Raw genomic sequence first — 16,388 nt, forward strand, 5'->3', positions numbered from 1 at the left:
GCAAGCGCTGGATTTCCGCCTTCGCGGGAATGACGGTCGGGGGACCGAAGCTCAGCCGCCGCACCCGCCCCGGTAAAATGCCGCTTTTAACAGCCCCCCACTTCTTCATGTCCGCCTGGGTCCTCCCGGATCACATCGCCGATGTCCTGCCGTCCGAGGCCCGGCACATCGAGGAACTGCGGCGCCAGCTGCTCGACACCGCCCGCGGCTACGGCTGCGAGCTGGTGATGCCGCCGCTGCTGGAGCACCTGGAGTCGCTGCTCACCGGCACCGGCGAGGCGCTGGACCTGCAGACCTTCAAGCTGGTGGACCAGCTGTCCGGCCGCATGATGGGCCTGCGCGCGGACACCACGCCGCAGGTCGCCCGCATCGACGCCCACCTGCTCAATCGCTCCGGCGTCGCGCGCCTGTGCTACTGCGGCCCGGTGCTGCACACCCGCCCCGACCGGCCCCACGCCACCCGCGAGCCGCTGCAGTTCGGTGCCGAGATCTACGGCCATGCGGGCCTGGAGGCCGACCTCGAAGTCCTGCTGCTCGCGCTCGACTGCCTGAAGGCCACGCAGGTCTCGTGGCTGACGGTGGACCTGGCCGATGCCCGCATCGTCCGCTCGCTGTTCGACGGCGCCTCGGTCGACCCGAAGGTGCTGCGCGACGTCCACGGGGCGCTCGCCGCCAAGGATGCGTCCTCGCTCGCGCGGCTCACGCGCGACTTCCCGGCGGCGTCGCGCGAAGGCCTGGCGGCGCTGATCAACCTGTATGGCGACTCCACCGTGCTGGCCGAGGCTCGCCGCGTGCTGCCGCCGCTGCCCGCCATCGCGCAGGCGCTCGACCAGCTGGAGTGGATCGGCCGCCACCTCGAAGGCGCCGCGGTCACCTACGACCTGGCCGACCTGCGCGGCTACGCCTACTACAGCGGCATGCGCTTCGGCATCTACACGCCGGGCGTGAGCGACGCGCTGGTGCGCGGTGGCCGCTACGACGAGGTCGGCGCCGTGTTCGGCCGCAACCGGCCGGCGGTGGGCTTCTCGCTCGACCTCAAGGAACTGGTGGGCGTGGTGGCCAAGCGGCCGCTCAAGGCCGCCATCCGCGCGCCCTGGGGCGAGCAGCCGCAGCTGCGCGCCGCCATCTCGCGCCTGCGCGCCGAGGGCGAGACGGTGGTGTGCGTGCTGCCGGGCCACGAAAGCGAAGTGGACGAGTTCCACTGCGACCGCGAGCTGGTCGCCCAGCACGGCCAGTGGGCCGTGCGCCCCCTCTGAATTTCACTTTTTTCCGGGTTTCTCCGTCATGAACAAGACAACGGGTCGCAATGTGGTCGTCGTGGGCACGCAGTGGGGCGACGAAGGCAAGGGCAAGCTGGTCGACTGGCTCACCGAGATGGCGCAGGGCGTGGTGCGCTTCCAGGGCGGCCACAACGCCGGCCACACGCTGGTGATCAACGGCGTGAAGACCGCGCTGCACCTGATCCCCAGCGGCATCATGCGGCCGGGCGTGCGCTGCTACATCGGCAACGGCGTGGTGCTGTCGGCCGCCAAGCTGTTCGAGGAGATCGAGGGCCTGGAGAAGGCCGGCGTCGAGGTGCGATCGCGCCTTCGCATCAGCGAGGCCTGCCCGCTGATCCTGCCGTTCCACGCGGCGCTGGACGTGGCACGCGAGTCGCTGCGCGAGAAGGGCGGCACCGAGAAGATCGGCACCACCGGCCGCGGCATCGGCCCGGCCTACGAGGACAAGATCGCGCGCCGCGCGCTGCGCGTGCAGGACCTCAAGCATCCCGAGCGCTTCGCCGAGAAGCTCAAGGTGGTGCTGGAGCTGCACAACCACGTGCTCACCACCTTCCTGCACGCCCCCGCGGTGGACTTCCAGGCGGTGCTGGACGAGGCGCTCGAGCTGGGCAAGCAGCTGCGGCCGATGATGGCCGACGTCTCGCGCGAGCTGAACGAGGCCCACCGGCACGGCGACAACCTCCTGTTCGAGGGCGCGCAGGGCACGCTGCTCGACGTGGACCACGGCACCTACCCGTACGTGACGTCCAGCAACTGCGTGGCCGGCAACGCCTCCGCCGGGGCGGGCGTGGGGCCGGGCATGCTGCACTACATCCTGGGCATCACCAAGGCGTACTGCACGCGCGTGGGCGGCGGGCCGTTCCCGACCGAGCTGGACTGGGAGACGCCGGGCACGGTGGGCTACCACCTGTCGACGGTGGGCGCCGAGAAGGGCGTGACCACGGGGCGCTCGCGCCGCTGCGGCTGGTTCGACGCGGCGCTCCTGAAGCGCAGCGCGCAGGTCAACGGCCTGTCGGGCCTGTGCATCACCAAGCTGGACGTGCTGGACGGCATCGAGGAGCTGCAGCTGTGCACCGGCTACGAGCTGGATGGCGAGCACGTCGACATCCTGCCGCTGGGCGCCGACGAGATCGCGCGCTGCAAGCCGATCTACGAGACCCTGCAAGGCTGGACCGACAGCACCGTGGGCGTGACGCAGTACGAGAAGCTGCCGGTCAACGCGCGGCTGTACCTGCAGCGCATCGAGCAGGTGACGGGCGTGCCCATCGATATCATCTCGACCAGCCCGGACCGCGACCACACCATCATGATGCGGCACCCGTACCTGGCCTGAGCCCCACGAGGAAAAAGACGATGTTGACGGAAGACGGCAAGCACCTGTACGTGAGCTACGACGAGTACCACAACCTGATCGAGAAGCTCGCGATCAAGGTGCACCAGTCGGGCTGGAAGTTCGACACCATTCTGTGCCTGGCGCGCGGGGGCATGCGGCCGGGGGACATCCTCTCGCGCATCTTCGACAAGCCGCTGGCCATCATGTCCACCAGCTCCTACCGCGCCGAAGCCGGCACGGTCCAGGGCCACCTGGACATCGCCCGCTACATCACCACGCCCAAGGGCGAGATCGCCGGCAAGGTGCTGCTGGTGGACGACCTGGCCGATTCGGGCCACACCCTGCACCGGGTGGTGGACCTGCTGAGGAACAGCTACGAGCCGATCACCGAGCTGCGCAGCGCCGTGATCTGGACCAAGGGCCTGTCCACCTTCACGGCCGACTACTCGGTGGAGTTCCTGCCCACCAACCCGTGGATCCACCAGCCCTTCGAAGGCTATGACGCCATGGGGCCGGAGAAGCTGCTGGAGAAGTGGAAGGTCTGAGCCGCGACGTCGCGGCCGGGTGGCGCGCTACCATGGTCGGATGACCCTGAAGTCGACGGACCTCATCCACCACCCCTACAAGCCGCCCGCCGGCTTCGACTCGCCGCAGCCCGGGGTCTACAAGGCCTCGACCATCATCTTCCCCAACGTCGCGGCCCTGCGGGCGCGCGACTGGAAGCACAAGACCGGCTACACGTACGGCCTGCACGGCACGCCGACGACGTTCGCGCTGGAAGAACGCATCGCCACGCTGGAAGGCGCCAAGCACTGCCTGCTGGTGCCCAGCGGGCTGGCGGCGATCGCCTGCGTCGACTTCTCGCTGCTGTCCTCGGGCGACGAGGTCCTGCTTCCGGACAACGCCTACGGCCCCAACCGGACGCTGGCCGAGAACGAGCTGCGCCAGTGGGGCATCACGCACCAGCGCTACGACCCGATGGACCCGGCCGACCTGGAGCGGCGCCTGGGCCCGCGGACCCGGCTCGTGTGGCTGGAGGCGCCGGGCTCGGTGACGATGGAGTTCCCGCCGCTCGCGCACCTGGCCCACCTGTGCCGCCAGCGCGGCATCACGACGGCGCTGGACAACACCTGGGGCGCGGGCCTGGCCTTCAACGGCTTCGACCTGGGCCGAGGTGATCGATTCACGCCCACCAGCGGCGCCGACATCGTGGTGCAGGCCCTGACCAAGTACCCCAGCGGCGGCGGCGACGTGCTGATGGGCAGCATCGCCACGCGCGACGAGGCGCTGCACGTGCGCCTGAAGTTCACCCACATGCGCATCGGCTTCGGCGTGGGCGGCAACGACGTCGAGGCGGTGCTGCGCTCGCTGGCCAGCCTGCCGCTGCGCTACCAGGCGCACGATGCCGCGGCGCGGTCGCTGGCGCGCTGGCTCCAGCAGCAGCCCCAGGTGGCGCAGGTGCTGCATCCGGCGCTGGAAGGCTCGCCCGGCCACGAGCACTGGCGTGCGCTTTGCGGCGACGACGGGCAGGCGGCCGGCCTGTTCTCGGTGGTGTTCCACGAGCGCTACTCGCCGGCGCAGGTCGACGCTTTCTGCGACGCGCTCCAGCTCTTCAGGATCGGCTACTCCTGGGGCGGGCCGGTGAGCCTGGTGGTCCCCTACGACCTGCCGTCCATGCGCAGCGCCGAGCTGGGCACCTGGAAGCATCGCGGCGTGCTGGCGCGCTTCTCGGTCGGGCTGGAGCACGCGGCCGACCTGCAGGCCGACCTGGAACAGGCCCTGGCCGCCCTCGGCTGAGCCGCACGGGCATCGTCGGTGCCCGCCAGTTTTTGGCGTACATTGGTCCCATCCTCTTACGAACGGACGAGCTGTGGCCACACCCAATTACGGATACGAGAAGCGGCAGAAGGAATTGGCCAAGAAGCGCAAGAAGGAAGACAAGCTGCGGGCCAAGGCCGACCGCAAGTCCGGCACCGGCGCGCCGGCGGACGACGGCAGCGACGGCGGGGAAGGGCAGGCCGCCGGCCCTGCCGAGCCGAACCAGCAGCCGCCCCAGCCCTGAGCTTCAGCCCGGCGCGGCCACGATCTCGCGGGCCATCCGCTCCATGCTCGCCGCGCTGCGGTCGGGCAGCACGCAGGCCCGCGCCTGCTCGAACTGCACGAAATTCCGCCGCGTCGACGACGCATAGCCGGGGTCGTAGTGCGACCGAAGCAACTCCCGCACCACGGTTTCCATCTCGCCTTGCTGCACCAGCGCCTGCCAGCGCTCCACCACGGCCTTGCCCCGCAGTTCCGTGAGCGCCGCCAGACGGCGGCTGAACAGCTGGGGGTCGTGCACGAAGAAGGCGTAGTCCTCCAGCAGCAGCGCGACGCGCTCGTCATCCGAAAGCTCGATGCGCAGGCAGGGGCTGGCCCGCATGGCGGCCATCAGCGACTCGTGCACCGCGACGTTGCCGACCTTGCGGCTTTCGCTTTCCACGTACACCGGCCGGGCCGGATCGAAGCGGCGCAGCGCGTCCCACACGCGCGTGTCGAAGGCCTTCTGGCTCGGCTGCGGCTCGCCCGGGATCAGGCCGAGCACCGAGCTGCGGTGGTGGGCCAGGCCCTCCAGGTCCAGCACCTGGGCGCCGGCTGCCGCCAAGGCGTGCAGCAGCCTGGTCTTGCCCGAGCCGGTCGGTCCGCAGACCACGCGGAAGGACTGCCGCTGGGCCAGCCCCGGCAGCTGGGCCAGCACGGCCCCGCGGAAGGCCTTGTAGCCGCCCTCGACGAGGCTGACGCGAAAGCCGATCTGGTCCAGCACCAGCGACAGCGACCCGCTGCGCTTGCCCCCGCGCCAGCAGTAGACCAGCGGCTGCCAGGACTTGGGCTTGTCGAACACCTCGCGCTCGAGGTGGCGGGCCACGTTGGCCGCCACCAGGGCCGCGCCGCGCTTGCGCGCCTCGAAGGGGTTGACCTGCTTGTAGATGGTGCCGACCAGCGCGCGCTCTTCGTTGTTCAGCGACGGCCAGTTGACGGCGCCGGGCAGGCGGTCCTCGGCGTACTCGTCCTCGCTGCGCGCGTCGATCACGGCGTCGAACTCGTCGAGCCGGGCGGCGGCCTCGTCCGCCGGCAGGTTCTGCACGCTCACTTCAGCAGCTTTCGCAGCTCCGGCCAGACGTTGGCCAGCATCCGCTCCTGGGCCTGCTCGTTCGGATGGATGCGGTCGGCCTGGAAGAGGCGCGTGGGGTCGTCGATGTCGGCCACGCCCTTGAGCAGGAACGGCACCAGGGCGGCCTTGTGCTCGCGCGCGACCTTCTCGTAGAGCGCCGCAAACCGGTTGCCATACTCGGCGCCGTAGTTGGGCGGCAGCTGGATGCCCACCAGCAGCACCCGCGCGCCGGCCTTCTGGGCCGCCTGCACCATGGCCGACAGGTTGGACTGCGTCATCTCCAGCGGCAGGCCGCGCAGGGCGTCGTTGCCGCCCAGCTCGATCACCACGTGGGTGGGCTGGTGCTGCGCCAGCAGCGGCGCCAGGCGAGAGCGGCCACCGGACGTGGTGTCGCCGCTGATGCTGGCGTTGACCACGCGCGCGTCGAGCTTCTCGCCGGCGATCCGGCGCTCGAGCAGGGCCACCCAGCCGCTGCCGCGCCGCAGGCCATACTCCGCACTGAGCGAATCGCCCACCACCAGCACCGTGGCGGGGGCGGCGAAGGCGGCGCCGGCATAACTTGCCGCTAAGCCTGCCGCGATAAAGTGCCTGCGCCTCAAGACTGAACCATCTCCATGCCGGATCCCATCATCGCCGTCGAACACGTCCACAAGTCGGTCACCGATTCGACGGGCACGCTCGACATTCTGCGCGATATCGATTTCACCCTGTCCGAGCGGGAGACCGCCGCCGTCGTGGGGGCCTCCGGCTCGGGCAAGAGCACGCTGCTGTCCATCGTCGCGGGGCTGGACACGCCCACGCGCGGCACCGTGCGGCTGGCCGGCGAGGACCTGTTCGCGCTGGACGAGGACGACCGGGCGGCGCTGCGCGCGCGCAAGGTCGGTTTCGTCTTCCAGAGCTTCCAGCTGCTGGGCAACCTGACGGCGCTGGAAAACGTGATGCTGCCGCTGGAGCTGGCCGGGCGGCGCGATGCCCGCAAGGCCGCGGCCGCCATGCTCGAGCGGGTGGGGCTGGCCGAGCGGCTGGGCCACTACCCCAAGGTGCTCTCGGGGGGCGAGCAGCAGCGGGTGGCGCTGGCCCGCGCCTTCGTGGTCGAGCCGGCCGTGCTGCTGGCCGACGAACCCACCGGCAGCCTGGACTTCGCCACCGGCGAGAGGGTGATGGACCTGATGTTCGAGCTCAACCGCGAGCTGGGCACGACGCTGGTGCTGGTCACCCACGACCAGGGCATCGCGCAGCGCTGCGAACGCCGCATCACCATCGAGGCGGGGCGCGTCGCGGCCTGAACGCCCGAGGCTCGGCGGCGCGCCCGGATAATCCGGCGATGTCTTCTGCCAAGGTCCTGTTCGGATTCCATGCGGTCGGGGTGCGGTTGAAGACCGCCCCGCAGTCCGTGATCGAGGTGTATTACGAGGTGGCCCGGCGCGACGCGCGCATGCGGCAGTTCCTCGACCGCGCGCGCGAGGCCGGCGTGCGCCTCATCGAAGCCGACGCGCTTCGCATCGCCAAGCTGGCCGGCAGCCATGGCCACCAGGGCGTGGCCGCGCGGGTGGAACCCATTCCCGCCGCCAAGTCGCTGGACGACCTGCTCGACCAGGTGCAGGGCCCGCCACTGCTGCTGGTGCTGGACGGCGTGACCGACCCTCACAACCTGGGCGCCTGCCTGCGGGTGGCCGACGGTGCCGGCGCGCATGCCGTCATCGCGCCCAAGGACCATGCGGTCGGCCTGAACGCCACCGTGGCCAAGGTGGCCAGCGGCGCCGCCGAGACGGTGCCCTACTTCATGGTGACCAATCTCGCTCGCACCCTGGGCGAGCTCAAGGAACGCAACATCTGGTGCATAGGCACCAGCGACGACGCGCCGCGCACCGTGTACCAGGCCGACCTCAAGGCGCCCGTGGCCCTGGTGCTGGGTGCCGAAGGGCCGGGCATGCGCCAGCTCACTCGCAAGACCTGCGACGAGCTGGTGTCCATCCCCATGCGCGGCGCCGTCGAGAGCCTGAACGTCTCGGTGGCCAGCGGCATCTGCCTGTACGAGGCCCTGCGGCAACGGACATGAGCCTGGCGCAGGTGCGCGAGTGGGTGGGGGCGGCGCGCCGCCTCGCCGTGCTCACCGGCGCCGGCATGAGCGCCGAATCGGGCGTGCCGACCTTCCGCGACGCGCAGACGGGCCTGTGGGCGAAGTTCCGGCCCGAGGAGCTCGCCACCGAAAACGCGTTCCGCGCCAACACGGCCCACGTGTGGGATTGGTACGCGATGCGGCGCGAGAAGTTGAAGGGCGTGGCGCCGAACGCGGGGCACCGCGCACTGGCGGAGTTCGCTCTGCGCCACCCGGGCCGGCTCACGCTCATCACGCAGAACGTCGACGGCCTCCACCAGCGGGCCGGCAGCCCGGACGTGCTGGCCCTGCACGGCAACATCGCGCAGGACAAGTGGCTCGATGCGCCCCGGCGCTGCTGCACGGCGCAGCCGCCGGTCGACGGCCGTCCGCCGCGCTGCGCGGTGTGCGGCAACCTGCGACGGCCCGCGGTCGTCTGGTTCGGCGAGATGCTGCCGGTGGACGTGCTCGAGGCGGCGGAGGCGGCCGCGCAAGCCTGCGACCTGATGCTGGTGGTCGGCACCAGCGGCGTGGTCTACCCGGCGGCCGGCCTGGCGCGGACCGCCGCGGCGCACGGCCGCATGGTCGTCGTCAATCCCGAGCCCAGCGACCTGGACGATGCGGCCCACGTGGTGCTTCGCGGCACGGCGGCGGGGCTGCTGCCCCAATTGCTGGCGCACACCTAGCCCTTCCCGTCATTCCCGCGAAGGCGGGAATCCAGGGCGTCCGAATTCAGCCCTCGTGAGGGAAGCACTGGATCCCCGCCTCCGCAGGGATGACGGTGCGCGCGCCTAGACCAGCCCGAACCACCCCAGCACCGCCCCCGCGCCCAGCAGCCACAGCAGGTGGATGCGGGTGCGCCAGACGATGAGGGCCGCGGCCAGCGCCAGGGCCCACAGCGGCGCGTCGCGCACGTCCGGCTTCGCCCCCGTCGCCAGCACCCAGCCGGTGGCCACGAGCAGCGCGATGACGATGGGCGCCATGCCCTGCTTGAAGGCGCGCACGCCGCGCAGCTCACGGTTGCGGTGGCCCCATTGCGACGCCAGGTAGGTGAGGGTGCAGCTGGGCAGCAGGATGCCGACCATCGCGATCACCACCCCCAGCGCCGCCAGCCCGACGCCGCCGGCGTTCAGCCCCACGTTCCAGCCCATGAGGGCCACGAACAGCACGTTCGGCCCGGGGGCGGCCTGGGCGATGGCGACGGAGGCGCTGAACTGCGGGTCGGTCAGCCAGCTGCGCTCCTGCACCAGGTAGCGGTGCATGTCGGGCGCGGTCGTGATGGCGCCGCCCACGGAAAGCAGCGAGAGCACCAGGTAGTGGAAGAACAGGTTGGCCCAGTCGGCCGCGGTCATGACGATGCTCATCGCGCCGGCTCCAGCGCCCGCCAGGTGAACCAGCAGGACAGCCCGCCCAGGCCCAGCAGCACCCAGGCCAGCGGCAGGCGCAGCACTGCGATGCCCACGAAGCTGGCCGCCCCGAACAGCAGGCAGGACGTCATGCCCAGGGGGTGCTTGCGCATCGCCGGGAACAGCTTCAGCCCGGTGGCGGTGATCAGCCCGGCCGCCACCGCGCCCATGCCGCGTAACGCTCCTGCGAGCTGCGGATGCCCGGCGAAGCGCGCGTGCAGCAGCGCCAGGGCCAGCACCACCACCATCGGCGCGGCCAGCATGCCGGCCAGTGCCACCACCGCGCCGCGCAGCCCGAAGTAGCGGCTGCCGATCATCAGCGCCAGGTTCACCACGTTGGGCCCCGGCATGATCTGCGCCACCGCCCATTCCTCGACGAACTCCTCGCGCGTCATCCAGCGCTTGCGCTCCACCAGCTCGCGCTGGACCACGGCGAGCACGCCGCCGAAGCCCTGCAGGGCCAGGAAGGTGAAGGAGAGGAACAGGTCCGTGAGCGATTCCGGCTGCGGCCGGCGCGTCTCGCCGGCAGGCGGCGCGGGCGGGGAGGTCATGGCCGCGGATTATCGGCGGCGCGCGTGGCCAGCCACAGACCGGCGCCGATCAGCAGCAGCGCGAACCAGGTCCAGGCGTGCGGCCGCTCGCCCAGGAACGCCCAGCCGAGCAGGGCCGCCGTCACCGGATTGAGCGCCAGGAACACCGTCACCCGCGTGGGCGGCAGGTGCTTGAGCGCATAGAGCCACCAGAAGTAGCCGATGCCGCTGGACACGCCGATGAAGGCGATCGCTCCCCACGCGTGAGCGCCGAAGCCCGAGACCCGCGCCGGCCACGCCTCCGGCAAGGCCAGCAGCGCCAGGGCGATCACCGACGCCAGCATGGCGTAGGCCGACACCGGCACCACCGGGTAGCGTTGCAGGTAGGGCCGGTACAGCACGCTGCACAGCGCGCCCGTGGCCGCGGCGCCCAGCACGGCCAGCTCGCCCCACCAGCCCAGCGCGCCCCGCGCCTCCAGCTTGGGCACCAGGGTGCAGGCCACGCCGGCGATGGACAGCAGCACGCCGCCGGCCAGGCTCGCGGTGGGCTTCTCGCGGCCCAGCGCGGTGCCCAGCGCCAGCGTGAGCAGCGGGAACAGGCTGAAGATCAGCGCGGCCTGCGCCGCCGGCACCCGCTCCAGCCCGAAATTGAGCAGCGCGATCAGCACGCCGAACTGGCCGATGCCCAGCGCGGCCATGGCGACAAGGTGGCGCGTCGGCGGTCGCGGCGTCGCGGGCGGCTGCTGCGCCAGCACCCGCCAGGCAAACGGCAGCAGGCAGGCGAAGCCGAGCGCGTAGCGCAGCATGGCCAGCGTCAGCGGCGGCACTTCGGCGACCGCGAAGCGCGAGGCCACGATGGCCGCGCCCACCTGCACGCCAGTGGCAGCTGCGGCCCACAGGGCGAGGTTCATGCGCTCACAGGTCCAGCGACCAGGTCTCGCCCACCAGCGCCAGTCCGTAGGCCTGCAGGGGCTCGGTCTCCACCAGTTCGAACCCGCGGCCGGCGTAGATGGCGCGGGCGGCGTCCAGCTGGCCGTTGGTCCACAGCACCAGCTTGCGGTAGCCCTTGTCGCGCGCGAAGGCGATGCACTCGTCCACCAGCCGCCCGCCCAGCCCGAGGCCTCGCGCGTGCGGCGACAGGATCAGCAGCCGCAATTGCGCCACCGTGGCCGACTTGCGCACCACGAAGACCGAGCCGACCCGCTCGCCGTCGAGCTCGGCGATCCAGCCCTTCTCCTGATCCGGATCGAAGTTCCTGAGATAGCCCGCGGCGACCTCCGCCACCAGCGCCTCGAACTCGCTGCTGTAGCCGTATTCGCGGGCGTAGACCTCGCCGTGCTGCATCACCACCCAGCCGAGGTCGCCCGGCCGCGGGTCGCGCAGCTGCACCGTGCGGGCGGGTGCTTCCTCGGGTGCGAGCAGCCGTTGCACGGTCTGCAGGGCAGCGATGGCGCGGTCGCGCTGGGCCGGCGGCAGGGGCGCCAGCAGGGCCGCCGCCTCGTCACGCGAGCGCTGCTGCAGCGGCTCGAAGGCGTCGCGGCCGGCCGGCGTCAGCCGCATCAGGCTCTGGCGGGCGTCGGCGGGCGAGGGCACGCGCTCCAGCCAGCCCTGCTTCTCGAAGCGGCGCAGGATGCGGCTGAGGTAGCCGGCGTCCAGCGAGAGGTCGCGCCCGAGTTCGCTGGCGGTGGGCTGGTCGCGGTGCGCCAGCTCGTACATCACCCGCACCTCGGTCAGCGAGAACTCGCTGCCCAGGTAAGGGTCCAGCACGCCGATGCGCTGGGTGTAGAAGCGGTTGAAGCCGCGCACCGCCTTGACGTGCGCGGCCGAGACGGACGGATGGGCCATGGCCCATCGTCAATCAATTGCTTGACTATGTCAAGAATCAGGAGAACAGGCGATGGGCCTGCTCGAAGGGCTTCCAGCTGTCTTCGGGCTGCGCCAGCCGGTGCGTGATCACCTCCAGCGCCTGCGGGTGGCTGGCCAGTTCCTCGTGGCGCACGCCGGGCAGCTCGATGTTCTCGGACTCGGCGTCCTCGCGTTCCACGCACTGCTCCCAGCGCACCACGCCGTCGTCCTTGCTGAACAGGGCGGTGCAGGGCACGGGCGGGCGCTGCCGCAGGGCATTGCGCAGCGACAGCGGCATGCGCTCGGGGCCGGCGTCCAGCAGGCCCACCACCTGGCAGCGGCGTTGCGGGTCGGCCGCCGTGTTGAAGGGCGATCCTAGCGTGATCACCTGGCGCACCAGCGGGTTGGCGCGCTTGGCCAGCTCGCGGGCGTAGATGCCCGACAGGCCCCAGCCAATCAGGGTGACCGGTGCCTGGGTGACCTCGAACACATCGATGACGCATTCCTCGAGCTTGCGAAGCCAGCGCTGCAGGCCCATGCCGCGGGGGCCGACGTCTCGGCCGTGGCCCCAGTCGTGGGCCCGGAAGCCGACCTCCTCGAGCGTGCGGCGCAGCGCGGCCGTGCTTTCGGGGCCGGTGCCCTGGCGGGGGAAGACGATCGCCGGCTGGCCGTCGCCCTCGTAGAGCCGGCCCTGCGCGGTGCGGCGAACGCGCGGTGCATTGAACAGCTGGCGCAACGGCTGGCGCAGCGTCTCCAGCGCCTGGCCCGGCGCCAGCCCCATCAACAGACCCGCTTGAGACATGGATTTCCCCCCTGTGCAGCGCCGTTCTTGCGACGCGAGTGGCGATGCTAGGAAGGCCGCCCACTGCGGAGGTTGGGAGCAGGCGCTGTTACACGGTAGGACGCCGCCTACTGGTTGTAACGGCACTCGGTATAGATGAGTCAGGCAACAAAAAGTCCCCCGCTCCTCGCGGAGTGGGGGACTGAAATAGCCGGGGGAAGAAACTTGAAAAAAAACCCGGCCAATTGCTTGGAGCGACTGCGGCACCGTCCGGTTCCTCCTGCCGAGTTTGCGAGCGTCAGGGCACGCCTTTCAGAGGGAAAACGCGCACCCGCCGCCGCCCTGGAAACATGCGCTTTCGCCACGGTTGGGCCACCCTCGCGACCCCTCTCGTGAATAAATCACGAGGACCCCCGCGGATCGGCTTTTCTTGTCCCTTTGGCTCGCTTGAAAAAGGGTGCGTCTGTAGGATTGCACTGACAAGAGAGGAAGCGCATGTCTGATCTATCCGTCAGTTCCACCTCCGCAGCCGGTTTCGGCGAGGACGAGCAGCCCAACGGCGGCCTTTGGCTGTCCATCAAGAAGGCCGCTTCGCGCGTGTCGGACTGGTTCGTCATCCAGAGTAACGCCGTCAAGCTGCTGGTCATCGCCGTCGCGCTGATGATCCCGGCCACCGGCATCTACTCCTTCGTGCTGTGGCAAAAGCAGGCCGCCGTCGCCGAACAGGTGCGGGCCATGGCCGCCGCCGACGGCATCGCCGCGTTCGACGACAAGCAACCCGTCGTGTTCGGCAGCGGCTCGGTGCTCAGCTTCGTGCAGAACAACCCGGTCGACCGCATCACGGTGATCTACAAGCCGCTGATGTGGAACGTCTCCGAGCGTTTCGTGCTGGTGTCCTCGGGTGGCAAGCAGTACGCCTACTACCCCTCGGACATGGAGACCAAGATCTTCGCGGACAAGGCCGTCTCGGCCCCGTGGAGCGGCAAGCTGTCGTTCGTCCCCCGTTCGGACCTGAACGCCACCAGCCTGCAGATGCTCGACCGCCTGGACCAGGGCTTCGCCAACGCGCGCCCGCAATCCGAGAAGGACGCATGGAAGGCCGGCGTGTCCGGCGTGCTGTCGGCGGCGCTCACCCTGGGCCTGCTGGGCTTCCTGGCCTTCCAGCTCAAGGGCCAGTTCAAGTCGCTCAAGTTCATCGAGCCCTCGCACGTGCACGGCTCCCTCACCGACCTGGTCGGCATGGACGACATCAAGAGCGAAGTGGCGCAGATCAAGGACCAGTACATGCGCCGCGCCGAGTACGCGGAGTACGGCATCAACAAGCCGTTCAACGTCATGTTCAGCGGCCCGGCCGGCACCGGCAAGACCAAGCTGGCCAGCTACCTGGCCAAGGAACTGAACCTGCCCATCCTGTTCCACTCGGCCGTGAACCTGGAGACCGGCTACGTGGGCGGCGGCGCCAACACCCTGGGCCGCATCGTCGCCATGGCCAAGCGCCGCAAGCGCTGCATCGTGTTCCTGGACGAGGCGCAGGACCTGTTCATGAAGCGTGGCGGCCACCGCAAGTTCGACGACGACACGCAGAACATGCTGCTGGCGGTGCTGGACGGCGTGCGCACCAAGAGCGACGCCGAGATCATCTGGATCGTGGCGTCCAACTTCAACAGCGAGCAGATGCAGATGGACGAAGCCATGCTGCGCCGCTTCCAGATGAAGGTGGACTTCCGCCTGCCCAACCGCGAGGAGCGGCTGGCCATCATCCAGCACTACCTGTCGCAGCGCGCCGACAAGGTGCTGCCCGACCTGGACCTGCGCCACCTGGTGGAGATCACCGAAGGCCGCAGCCCGGCCGACCTGGAGACCATCGTCAACCAGGCGGGCATCACCGCGGTGCAGGCCGGCATCATGATCGGTGCCGACACCCTGATGCAGGCCGCCGAGCGGGTGCTGGTGGGCAACGTCAACACCAACACCACCAAGGAGCGCGAGCGCGACCGCCGGGTCATCGCCATCCACGAGTGGGGCCACTTCCTGGTCGACTTCGAGCAGGAACGCCGCAAGGCGGGCGGCAGCTGGGACGGCATCCTGGCCGAGATGAAGACCCTGAAGATCTCGCTCAAGGCCAACCCGCGCAACAACGCGCTGGGTTTCGTCTTCCACAAGCAGGGCGCCAACCTGCTCAAGACCAAGTCCGACATCGAGCACGACGTGCGCGTGCTGCTGGGCGGCATGGCCAACGAGGAGCTATTCTTCGGCGAGGAAGGCACGACCAACGGCGCGCACAACGACATCACGCGCGTCACCAAGCTGCTGCACCACGCGGTGGGCGAGATGGGCATGTACCGCAAGACCCGCCTGAACTTCGGCGCGCTGCACAACGACGGCCACGGCGGCAAGTCGCTGGACGAGGAAACCCGCTCCATCATGGAAGCCCAGAGCGAGCGCCTGTACGGCGAGACCAAGGCCCTGCTGGCGCGCCTGAAGCCCCTGACCGAGCACCTGGCGGGCAAGCTGATGGACGCCGGCGAGATGAGCCTGCGCGAAGCCCTGCACGAGATCCGCAGCTTCGAGGCGGCCTGCTACACCTTCAACTCCAAGGTGGGACTGGCGCCGGCGGCCTGATCCTGGTTGGCATGCATACAAAGGGCCGCATCTGCGGCCCTTTTGTTTCGTGCCCCCGGGAGACGCCGCCGTGAGGTTGTCGGCACTCCAGCCCATCGGCATGGAGTGGCGACTCCAGACCCGAGTCTTTACCTGTTTTCCGGCTCCTGTTGAGCTGGCCCGCGTGGCATCATCGCCGCCGTTTTGCCAATGCCCACCAACTTCGATTCATTCGCTCCCGCCCCCCCCATGGCGGCCACCGCTCCCTCCGCCGAAGCCGGCTCCCGCCGCGTGCTGGTGGTGGAGGACAACCCCGACGGCCTGGAGACCCTCGTTGCGCTGCTCGAGATGCTCGGCCACGAGGTCGCCGGCGCCGCCGACGGCCGCGAGGCCCTGCAGCAGGCCGCGCAGTTCCGCCCCCAGGTGGTGCTGCTCGACCTCGGCCTGCCCGTGATGGACGGCTACGAGGTGGCCCGGGCCCTTCGCCAGGACCGGCGCTACGAGGACGTCTTCATCGCGGCCCTGACCGGCTGGGGCGCCGACAACGACCGCCGCCGCACCGCCGATGCCGGCTTCGACGCCCACCTCACCAAGCCGGTCGAACTGCCGGCACTGGAAGCGGTGCTGGCCCGCAGCGGCCAGCGCGTCGCGCAGGGCTGACGCCCCCGCGCGGCCTACCGCGCCCACATAACCGGCGCACCTTGGGCGCTTTCAGCGCGCCTGTCGCAGGAAGCGGCGCACGTTGTCCGGATCGGCGCCGATCGACTCCACCGCATGCTGCAACTCCCGCTCGCTGCAGCCGAGCCACTGCATCCAGTTGCGGCGTTCCCATTCGTGTTCGAGGCAGATGAGCTGCTCATCCATGCTGCCGTACCGGCCCTTGTCTTCGGACATCGCGTACTCCCTTCGAGGTGAATGGACAGTAGGCCGCCGTCGGCAGCGCCGCCATCGGCCGCGGCCGGACCCGGCAGTGCGAAGGCGGGTGGCGCGGCTGTAGGAGCCCGGCCGAAGGGCGTGCGGGAGCGCATCCTGAGCGGCGTCTCCTACCCGTGCGCACCTGCGCCGCCTACAGCCGCCCTGGCGTGGCCGGTCCATCCTTTCGTTGAGGAAGGACAGCACGCATGCGCAGATCCAAGGCATCCGTCCGGGGCGCCCCCGTGGGCGATGGCGGCTCCGACCGCCGCAGCGGCCAGGGCTCCGGCAGCGCCCTGCAGGAGATGCTGCGCCGCCAGGCCCAGAACCCGCGCCCCGGCGCCATCCAGGCCCAGCAGGCCGAACGAGCCCCCGGCGGCACCGGCCGCATCCGCCTGCCACCGAACCGATGAGCTGACGGCAATCGGACGAGCGTGACCGCACGGCCGCCGCA

19 protein-coding genes are annotated in these 16,388 nt (G+C 70.3%); 11 read left to right on the forward strand and 8 right to left on the reverse strand.

Annotated features, from left to right (window positions below; all coding sequences use genetic code 11):
- The first annotated feature begins 107 nt into the window (after positions 1–107).
- The 5 genes from ASG30_RS11415 (at position 108) to ASG30_RS11435 (ending at position 4,675) form a co-directional block, all read left to right on the forward strand.
- A complete protein-coding gene (locus ASG30_RS11415; RefSeq protein ID WP_055896137.1) occupies positions 108–1,256 on the forward strand; it encodes an ATP phosphoribosyltransferase regulatory subunit in 1,149 nt (382 codons plus the stop codon).
- A gap of 28 nt (positions 1,257–1,284) precedes the next feature.
- Entirely contained in the window at positions 1,285–2,613 is a 1,329-nt protein-coding gene (locus ASG30_RS11420) for an adenylosuccinate synthase (RefSeq protein ID WP_055896140.1), read from the forward strand.
- Between the two features lie 20 nt (positions 2,614–2,633).
- Entirely contained in the window at positions 2,634–3,158 is a 525-nt protein-coding gene (locus ASG30_RS11425) for a phosphoribosyltransferase (RefSeq protein ID WP_055896143.1), read from the forward strand.
- A gap of 40 nt (positions 3,159–3,198) precedes the next feature.
- Positions 3,199–4,410 (forward strand): PLP-dependent transferase, encoded by a 1,212-nt coding sequence (locus ASG30_RS11430; protein WP_055896145.1) that lies wholly within the window; start codon positions 3,199–3,201, stop codon positions 4,408–4,410.
- A gap of 73 nt (positions 4,411–4,483) precedes the next feature.
- Complete coding sequence (locus tag ASG30_RS11435; RefSeq protein WP_055896148.1) at positions 4,484–4,675, forward strand: hypothetical protein; 192 nt, start codon at positions 4,484–4,486, stop codon at positions 4,673–4,675.
- 3 nt (positions 4,676–4,678) lie between these two features.
- Here ASG30_RS11435 and mnmH read toward each other — a convergent pair whose 3' ends face one another.
- Positions 4,679–5,740, reverse strand: a complete 1,062-nt coding sequence (gene mnmH, locus ASG30_RS11440; protein ID WP_055896159.1) for a tRNA 2-selenouridine(34) synthase MnmH — start codon at positions 5,738–5,740, stop codon at positions 4,679–4,681.
- On the reverse strand, positions 5,737–6,360 hold the full coding sequence (locus tag ASG30_RS11445) for an arylesterase (RefSeq protein ID WP_082522050.1): 624 nt from the start codon (positions 6,358–6,360) through the stop codon (positions 5,737–5,739). Before ASG30_RS11445 ends, mnmH begins: the two co-directional genes overlap by 4 nt.
- A 15-nt stretch (positions 6,361–6,375) precedes the next feature.
- Here ASG30_RS11445 and ASG30_RS11450 point away from each other — a divergent pair, with 15 nt between their 5' ends.
- From ASG30_RS11450 to ASG30_RS11460, 3 genes are read left to right on the forward strand one after another with little or no spacing between them, the layout of a single operon-like run.
- The gene (locus tag ASG30_RS11450) at positions 6,376–7,047 is read left to right on the forward strand and encodes an ABC transporter ATP-binding protein (protein WP_055896162.1); all 672 of its coding nucleotides are present in this window, start codon (positions 6,376–6,378) and stop codon (positions 7,045–7,047) included.
- Between the two features lie 38 nt (positions 7,048–7,085).
- Entirely contained in the window at positions 7,086–7,820 is a 735-nt protein-coding gene (gene rlmB, locus ASG30_RS11455; RefSeq protein WP_055896165.1) for a 23S rRNA (guanosine(2251)-2'-O)-methyltransferase RlmB, read from the forward strand.
- A complete protein-coding gene (locus tag ASG30_RS11460; protein WP_055896167.1) occupies positions 7,817–8,545 on the forward strand; it encodes an SIR2 family NAD-dependent protein deacylase in 729 nt (242 codons plus the stop codon). Before rlmB ends, ASG30_RS11460 begins: the two co-directional genes overlap by 4 nt.
- A gap of 105 nt (positions 8,546–8,650) precedes the next feature.
- Here ASG30_RS11460 and ASG30_RS11465 read toward each other — a convergent pair whose 3' ends face one another.
- Genes ASG30_RS11465 through ASG30_RS11485 form a run of 5 tightly spaced genes read right to left on the reverse strand, consistent with a single transcriptional unit; the run spans position 8,651 to position 12,442 of the window.
- The gene (locus ASG30_RS11465) at positions 8,651–9,223 is read right to left on the reverse strand and encodes a chromate transporter (RefSeq protein WP_055896170.1); all 573 of its coding nucleotides are present in this window, start codon (positions 9,221–9,223) and stop codon (positions 8,651–8,653) included.
- A complete protein-coding gene (locus tag ASG30_RS11470; RefSeq protein ID WP_055896173.1) occupies positions 9,220–9,816 on the reverse strand; it encodes a chromate transporter in 597 nt (198 codons plus the stop codon). The genes ASG30_RS11465 and ASG30_RS11470 overlap by 4 nt, the downstream gene beginning before the upstream one ends.
- Complete coding sequence (locus ASG30_RS11475; protein ID WP_055896177.1) at positions 9,813–10,706, reverse strand: DMT family transporter; 894 nt, start codon at positions 10,704–10,706, stop codon at positions 9,813–9,815. The genes ASG30_RS11470 and ASG30_RS11475 overlap by 4 nt, the downstream gene beginning before the upstream one ends.
- 4 nt (positions 10,707–10,710) lie before the next feature.
- Positions 10,711–11,640 carry a bifunctional helix-turn-helix transcriptional regulator/GNAT family N-acetyltransferase gene (locus ASG30_RS11480; protein ID WP_055896179.1) on the reverse strand — a complete coding sequence of 310 codons (930 nt, stop codon included), beginning with the start codon at positions 11,638–11,640 and terminating at the stop codon, positions 10,711–10,713.
- Positions 11,641–11,677: 37 nt separating this feature from the next.
- Positions 11,678–12,442, reverse strand: a complete 765-nt coding sequence (locus ASG30_RS11485; protein ID WP_156385502.1) for an alpha/beta hydrolase — start codon at positions 12,440–12,442, stop codon at positions 11,678–11,680.
- A 474-nt stretch (positions 12,443–12,916) separates the two neighbouring features.
- Here ASG30_RS11485 and ASG30_RS11490 point away from each other — a divergent pair, with 474 nt between their 5' ends.
- Both ASG30_RS11490 and ASG30_RS11495 read left to right on the forward strand, forming a co-directional pair.
- Positions 12,917–15,043, forward strand: a complete 2,127-nt coding sequence (locus ASG30_RS11490) for an AAA family ATPase (protein WP_055896188.1) — start codon at positions 12,917–12,919, stop codon at positions 15,041–15,043.
- A 228-nt stretch (positions 15,044–15,271) separates the two neighbouring features.
- Positions 15,272–15,682 (forward strand): response regulator, encoded by a 411-nt coding sequence (locus tag ASG30_RS11495; protein ID WP_055896190.1) that lies wholly within the window; start codon positions 15,272–15,274, stop codon positions 15,680–15,682.
- Between the two features lie 51 nt (positions 15,683–15,733).
- On the opposite strand, the gene ASG30_RS22765 is transcribed toward ASG30_RS11495, so the two are convergent.
- Positions 15,734–15,916 (reverse strand): DUF3606 domain-containing protein, encoded by a 183-nt coding sequence (locus ASG30_RS22765; RefSeq protein WP_055896195.1) that lies wholly within the window; start codon positions 15,914–15,916, stop codon positions 15,734–15,736.
- A gap of 227 nt (positions 15,917–16,143) precedes the next feature.
- Here ASG30_RS22765 and ASG30_RS22515 point away from each other — a divergent pair, with 227 nt between their 5' ends.
- Positions 16,144–16,347 carry a hypothetical protein gene (locus tag ASG30_RS22515; RefSeq protein ID WP_055896198.1) on the forward strand — a complete coding sequence of 68 codons (204 nt, stop codon included), beginning with the start codon at positions 16,144–16,146 and terminating at the stop codon, positions 16,345–16,347.
- Positions 16,348–16,388 lie beyond the last annotated feature (41 nt).

Source organism: Ramlibacter sp. Leaf400, assembly GCF_001424545.1.
In the GTDB taxonomy this organism is placed as follows: Bacteria; Pseudomonadota; Gammaproteobacteria; order Burkholderiales; family Burkholderiaceae_C; genus Ramlibacter.

Coding starts and splice junctions, on each gene's coding strand:
- ASG30_RS11470 (WP_055896173.1), bottom strand. CDS start 9,816: ATGACCTCCCCGCCCGCGCCGCCTGCCGGCGAGACGCGCCGGCCGCAG.
- rlmB (WP_055896165.1), top strand. CDS start 7,086: ATGTCTTCTGCCAAGGTCCTGTTCGGATTCCATGCGGTCGGGGTGCGG.
- ASG30_RS11480 (WP_055896179.1), bottom strand. CDS start 11,640: ATGGCCCATCCGTCCGTCTCGGCCGCGCACGTCAAGGCGGTGCGCGGC.
- ASG30_RS11425 (WP_055896143.1), top strand. CDS start 2,634: ATGTTGACGGAAGACGGCAAGCACCTGTACGTGAGCTACGACGAGTAC.
- ASG30_RS11460 (WP_055896167.1), top strand. CDS start 7,817: ATGAGCCTGGCGCAGGTGCGCGAGTGGGTGGGGGCGGCGCGCCGCCTC.
- ASG30_RS22765 (WP_055896195.1), bottom strand. CDS start 15,916: ATGTCCGAAGACAAGGGCCGGTACGGCAGCATGGATGAGCAGCTCATC.
- ASG30_RS11490 (WP_055896188.1), top strand. CDS start 12,917: ATGTCTGATCTATCCGTCAGTTCCACCTCCGCAGCCGGTTTCGGCGAG.
- ASG30_RS11485 (WP_156385502.1), bottom strand. CDS start 12,442: ATGTCTCAAGCGGGTCTGTTGATGGGGCTGGCGCCGGGCCAGGCGCTG.
- ASG30_RS22515 (WP_055896198.1), top strand. CDS start 16,144: ATGCGCAGATCCAAGGCATCCGTCCGGGGCGCCCCCGTGGGCGATGGC.
- ASG30_RS11495 (WP_055896190.1), top strand. CDS start 15,272: ATGGCGGCCACCGCTCCCTCCGCCGAAGCCGGCTCCCGCCGCGTGCTG.
- ASG30_RS11450 (WP_055896162.1), top strand. CDS start 6,376: ATGCCGGATCCCATCATCGCCGTCGAACACGTCCACAAGTCGGTCACC.
- ASG30_RS11430 (WP_055896145.1), top strand. CDS start 3,199: ATGACCCTGAAGTCGACGGACCTCATCCACCACCCCTACAAGCCGCCC.
- ASG30_RS11465 (WP_055896170.1), bottom strand. CDS start 9,223: ATGAGCATCGTCATGACCGCGGCCGACTGGGCCAACCTGTTCTTCCAC.
- ASG30_RS11420 (WP_055896140.1), top strand. CDS start 1,285: ATGAACAAGACAACGGGTCGCAATGTGGTCGTCGTGGGCACGCAGTGG.
- ASG30_RS11415 (WP_055896137.1), top strand. CDS start 108: ATGTCCGCCTGGGTCCTCCCGGATCACATCGCCGATGTCCTGCCGTCC.
- ASG30_RS11475 (WP_055896177.1), bottom strand. CDS start 10,706: ATGAACCTCGCCCTGTGGGCCGCAGCTGCCACTGGCGTGCAGGTGGGC.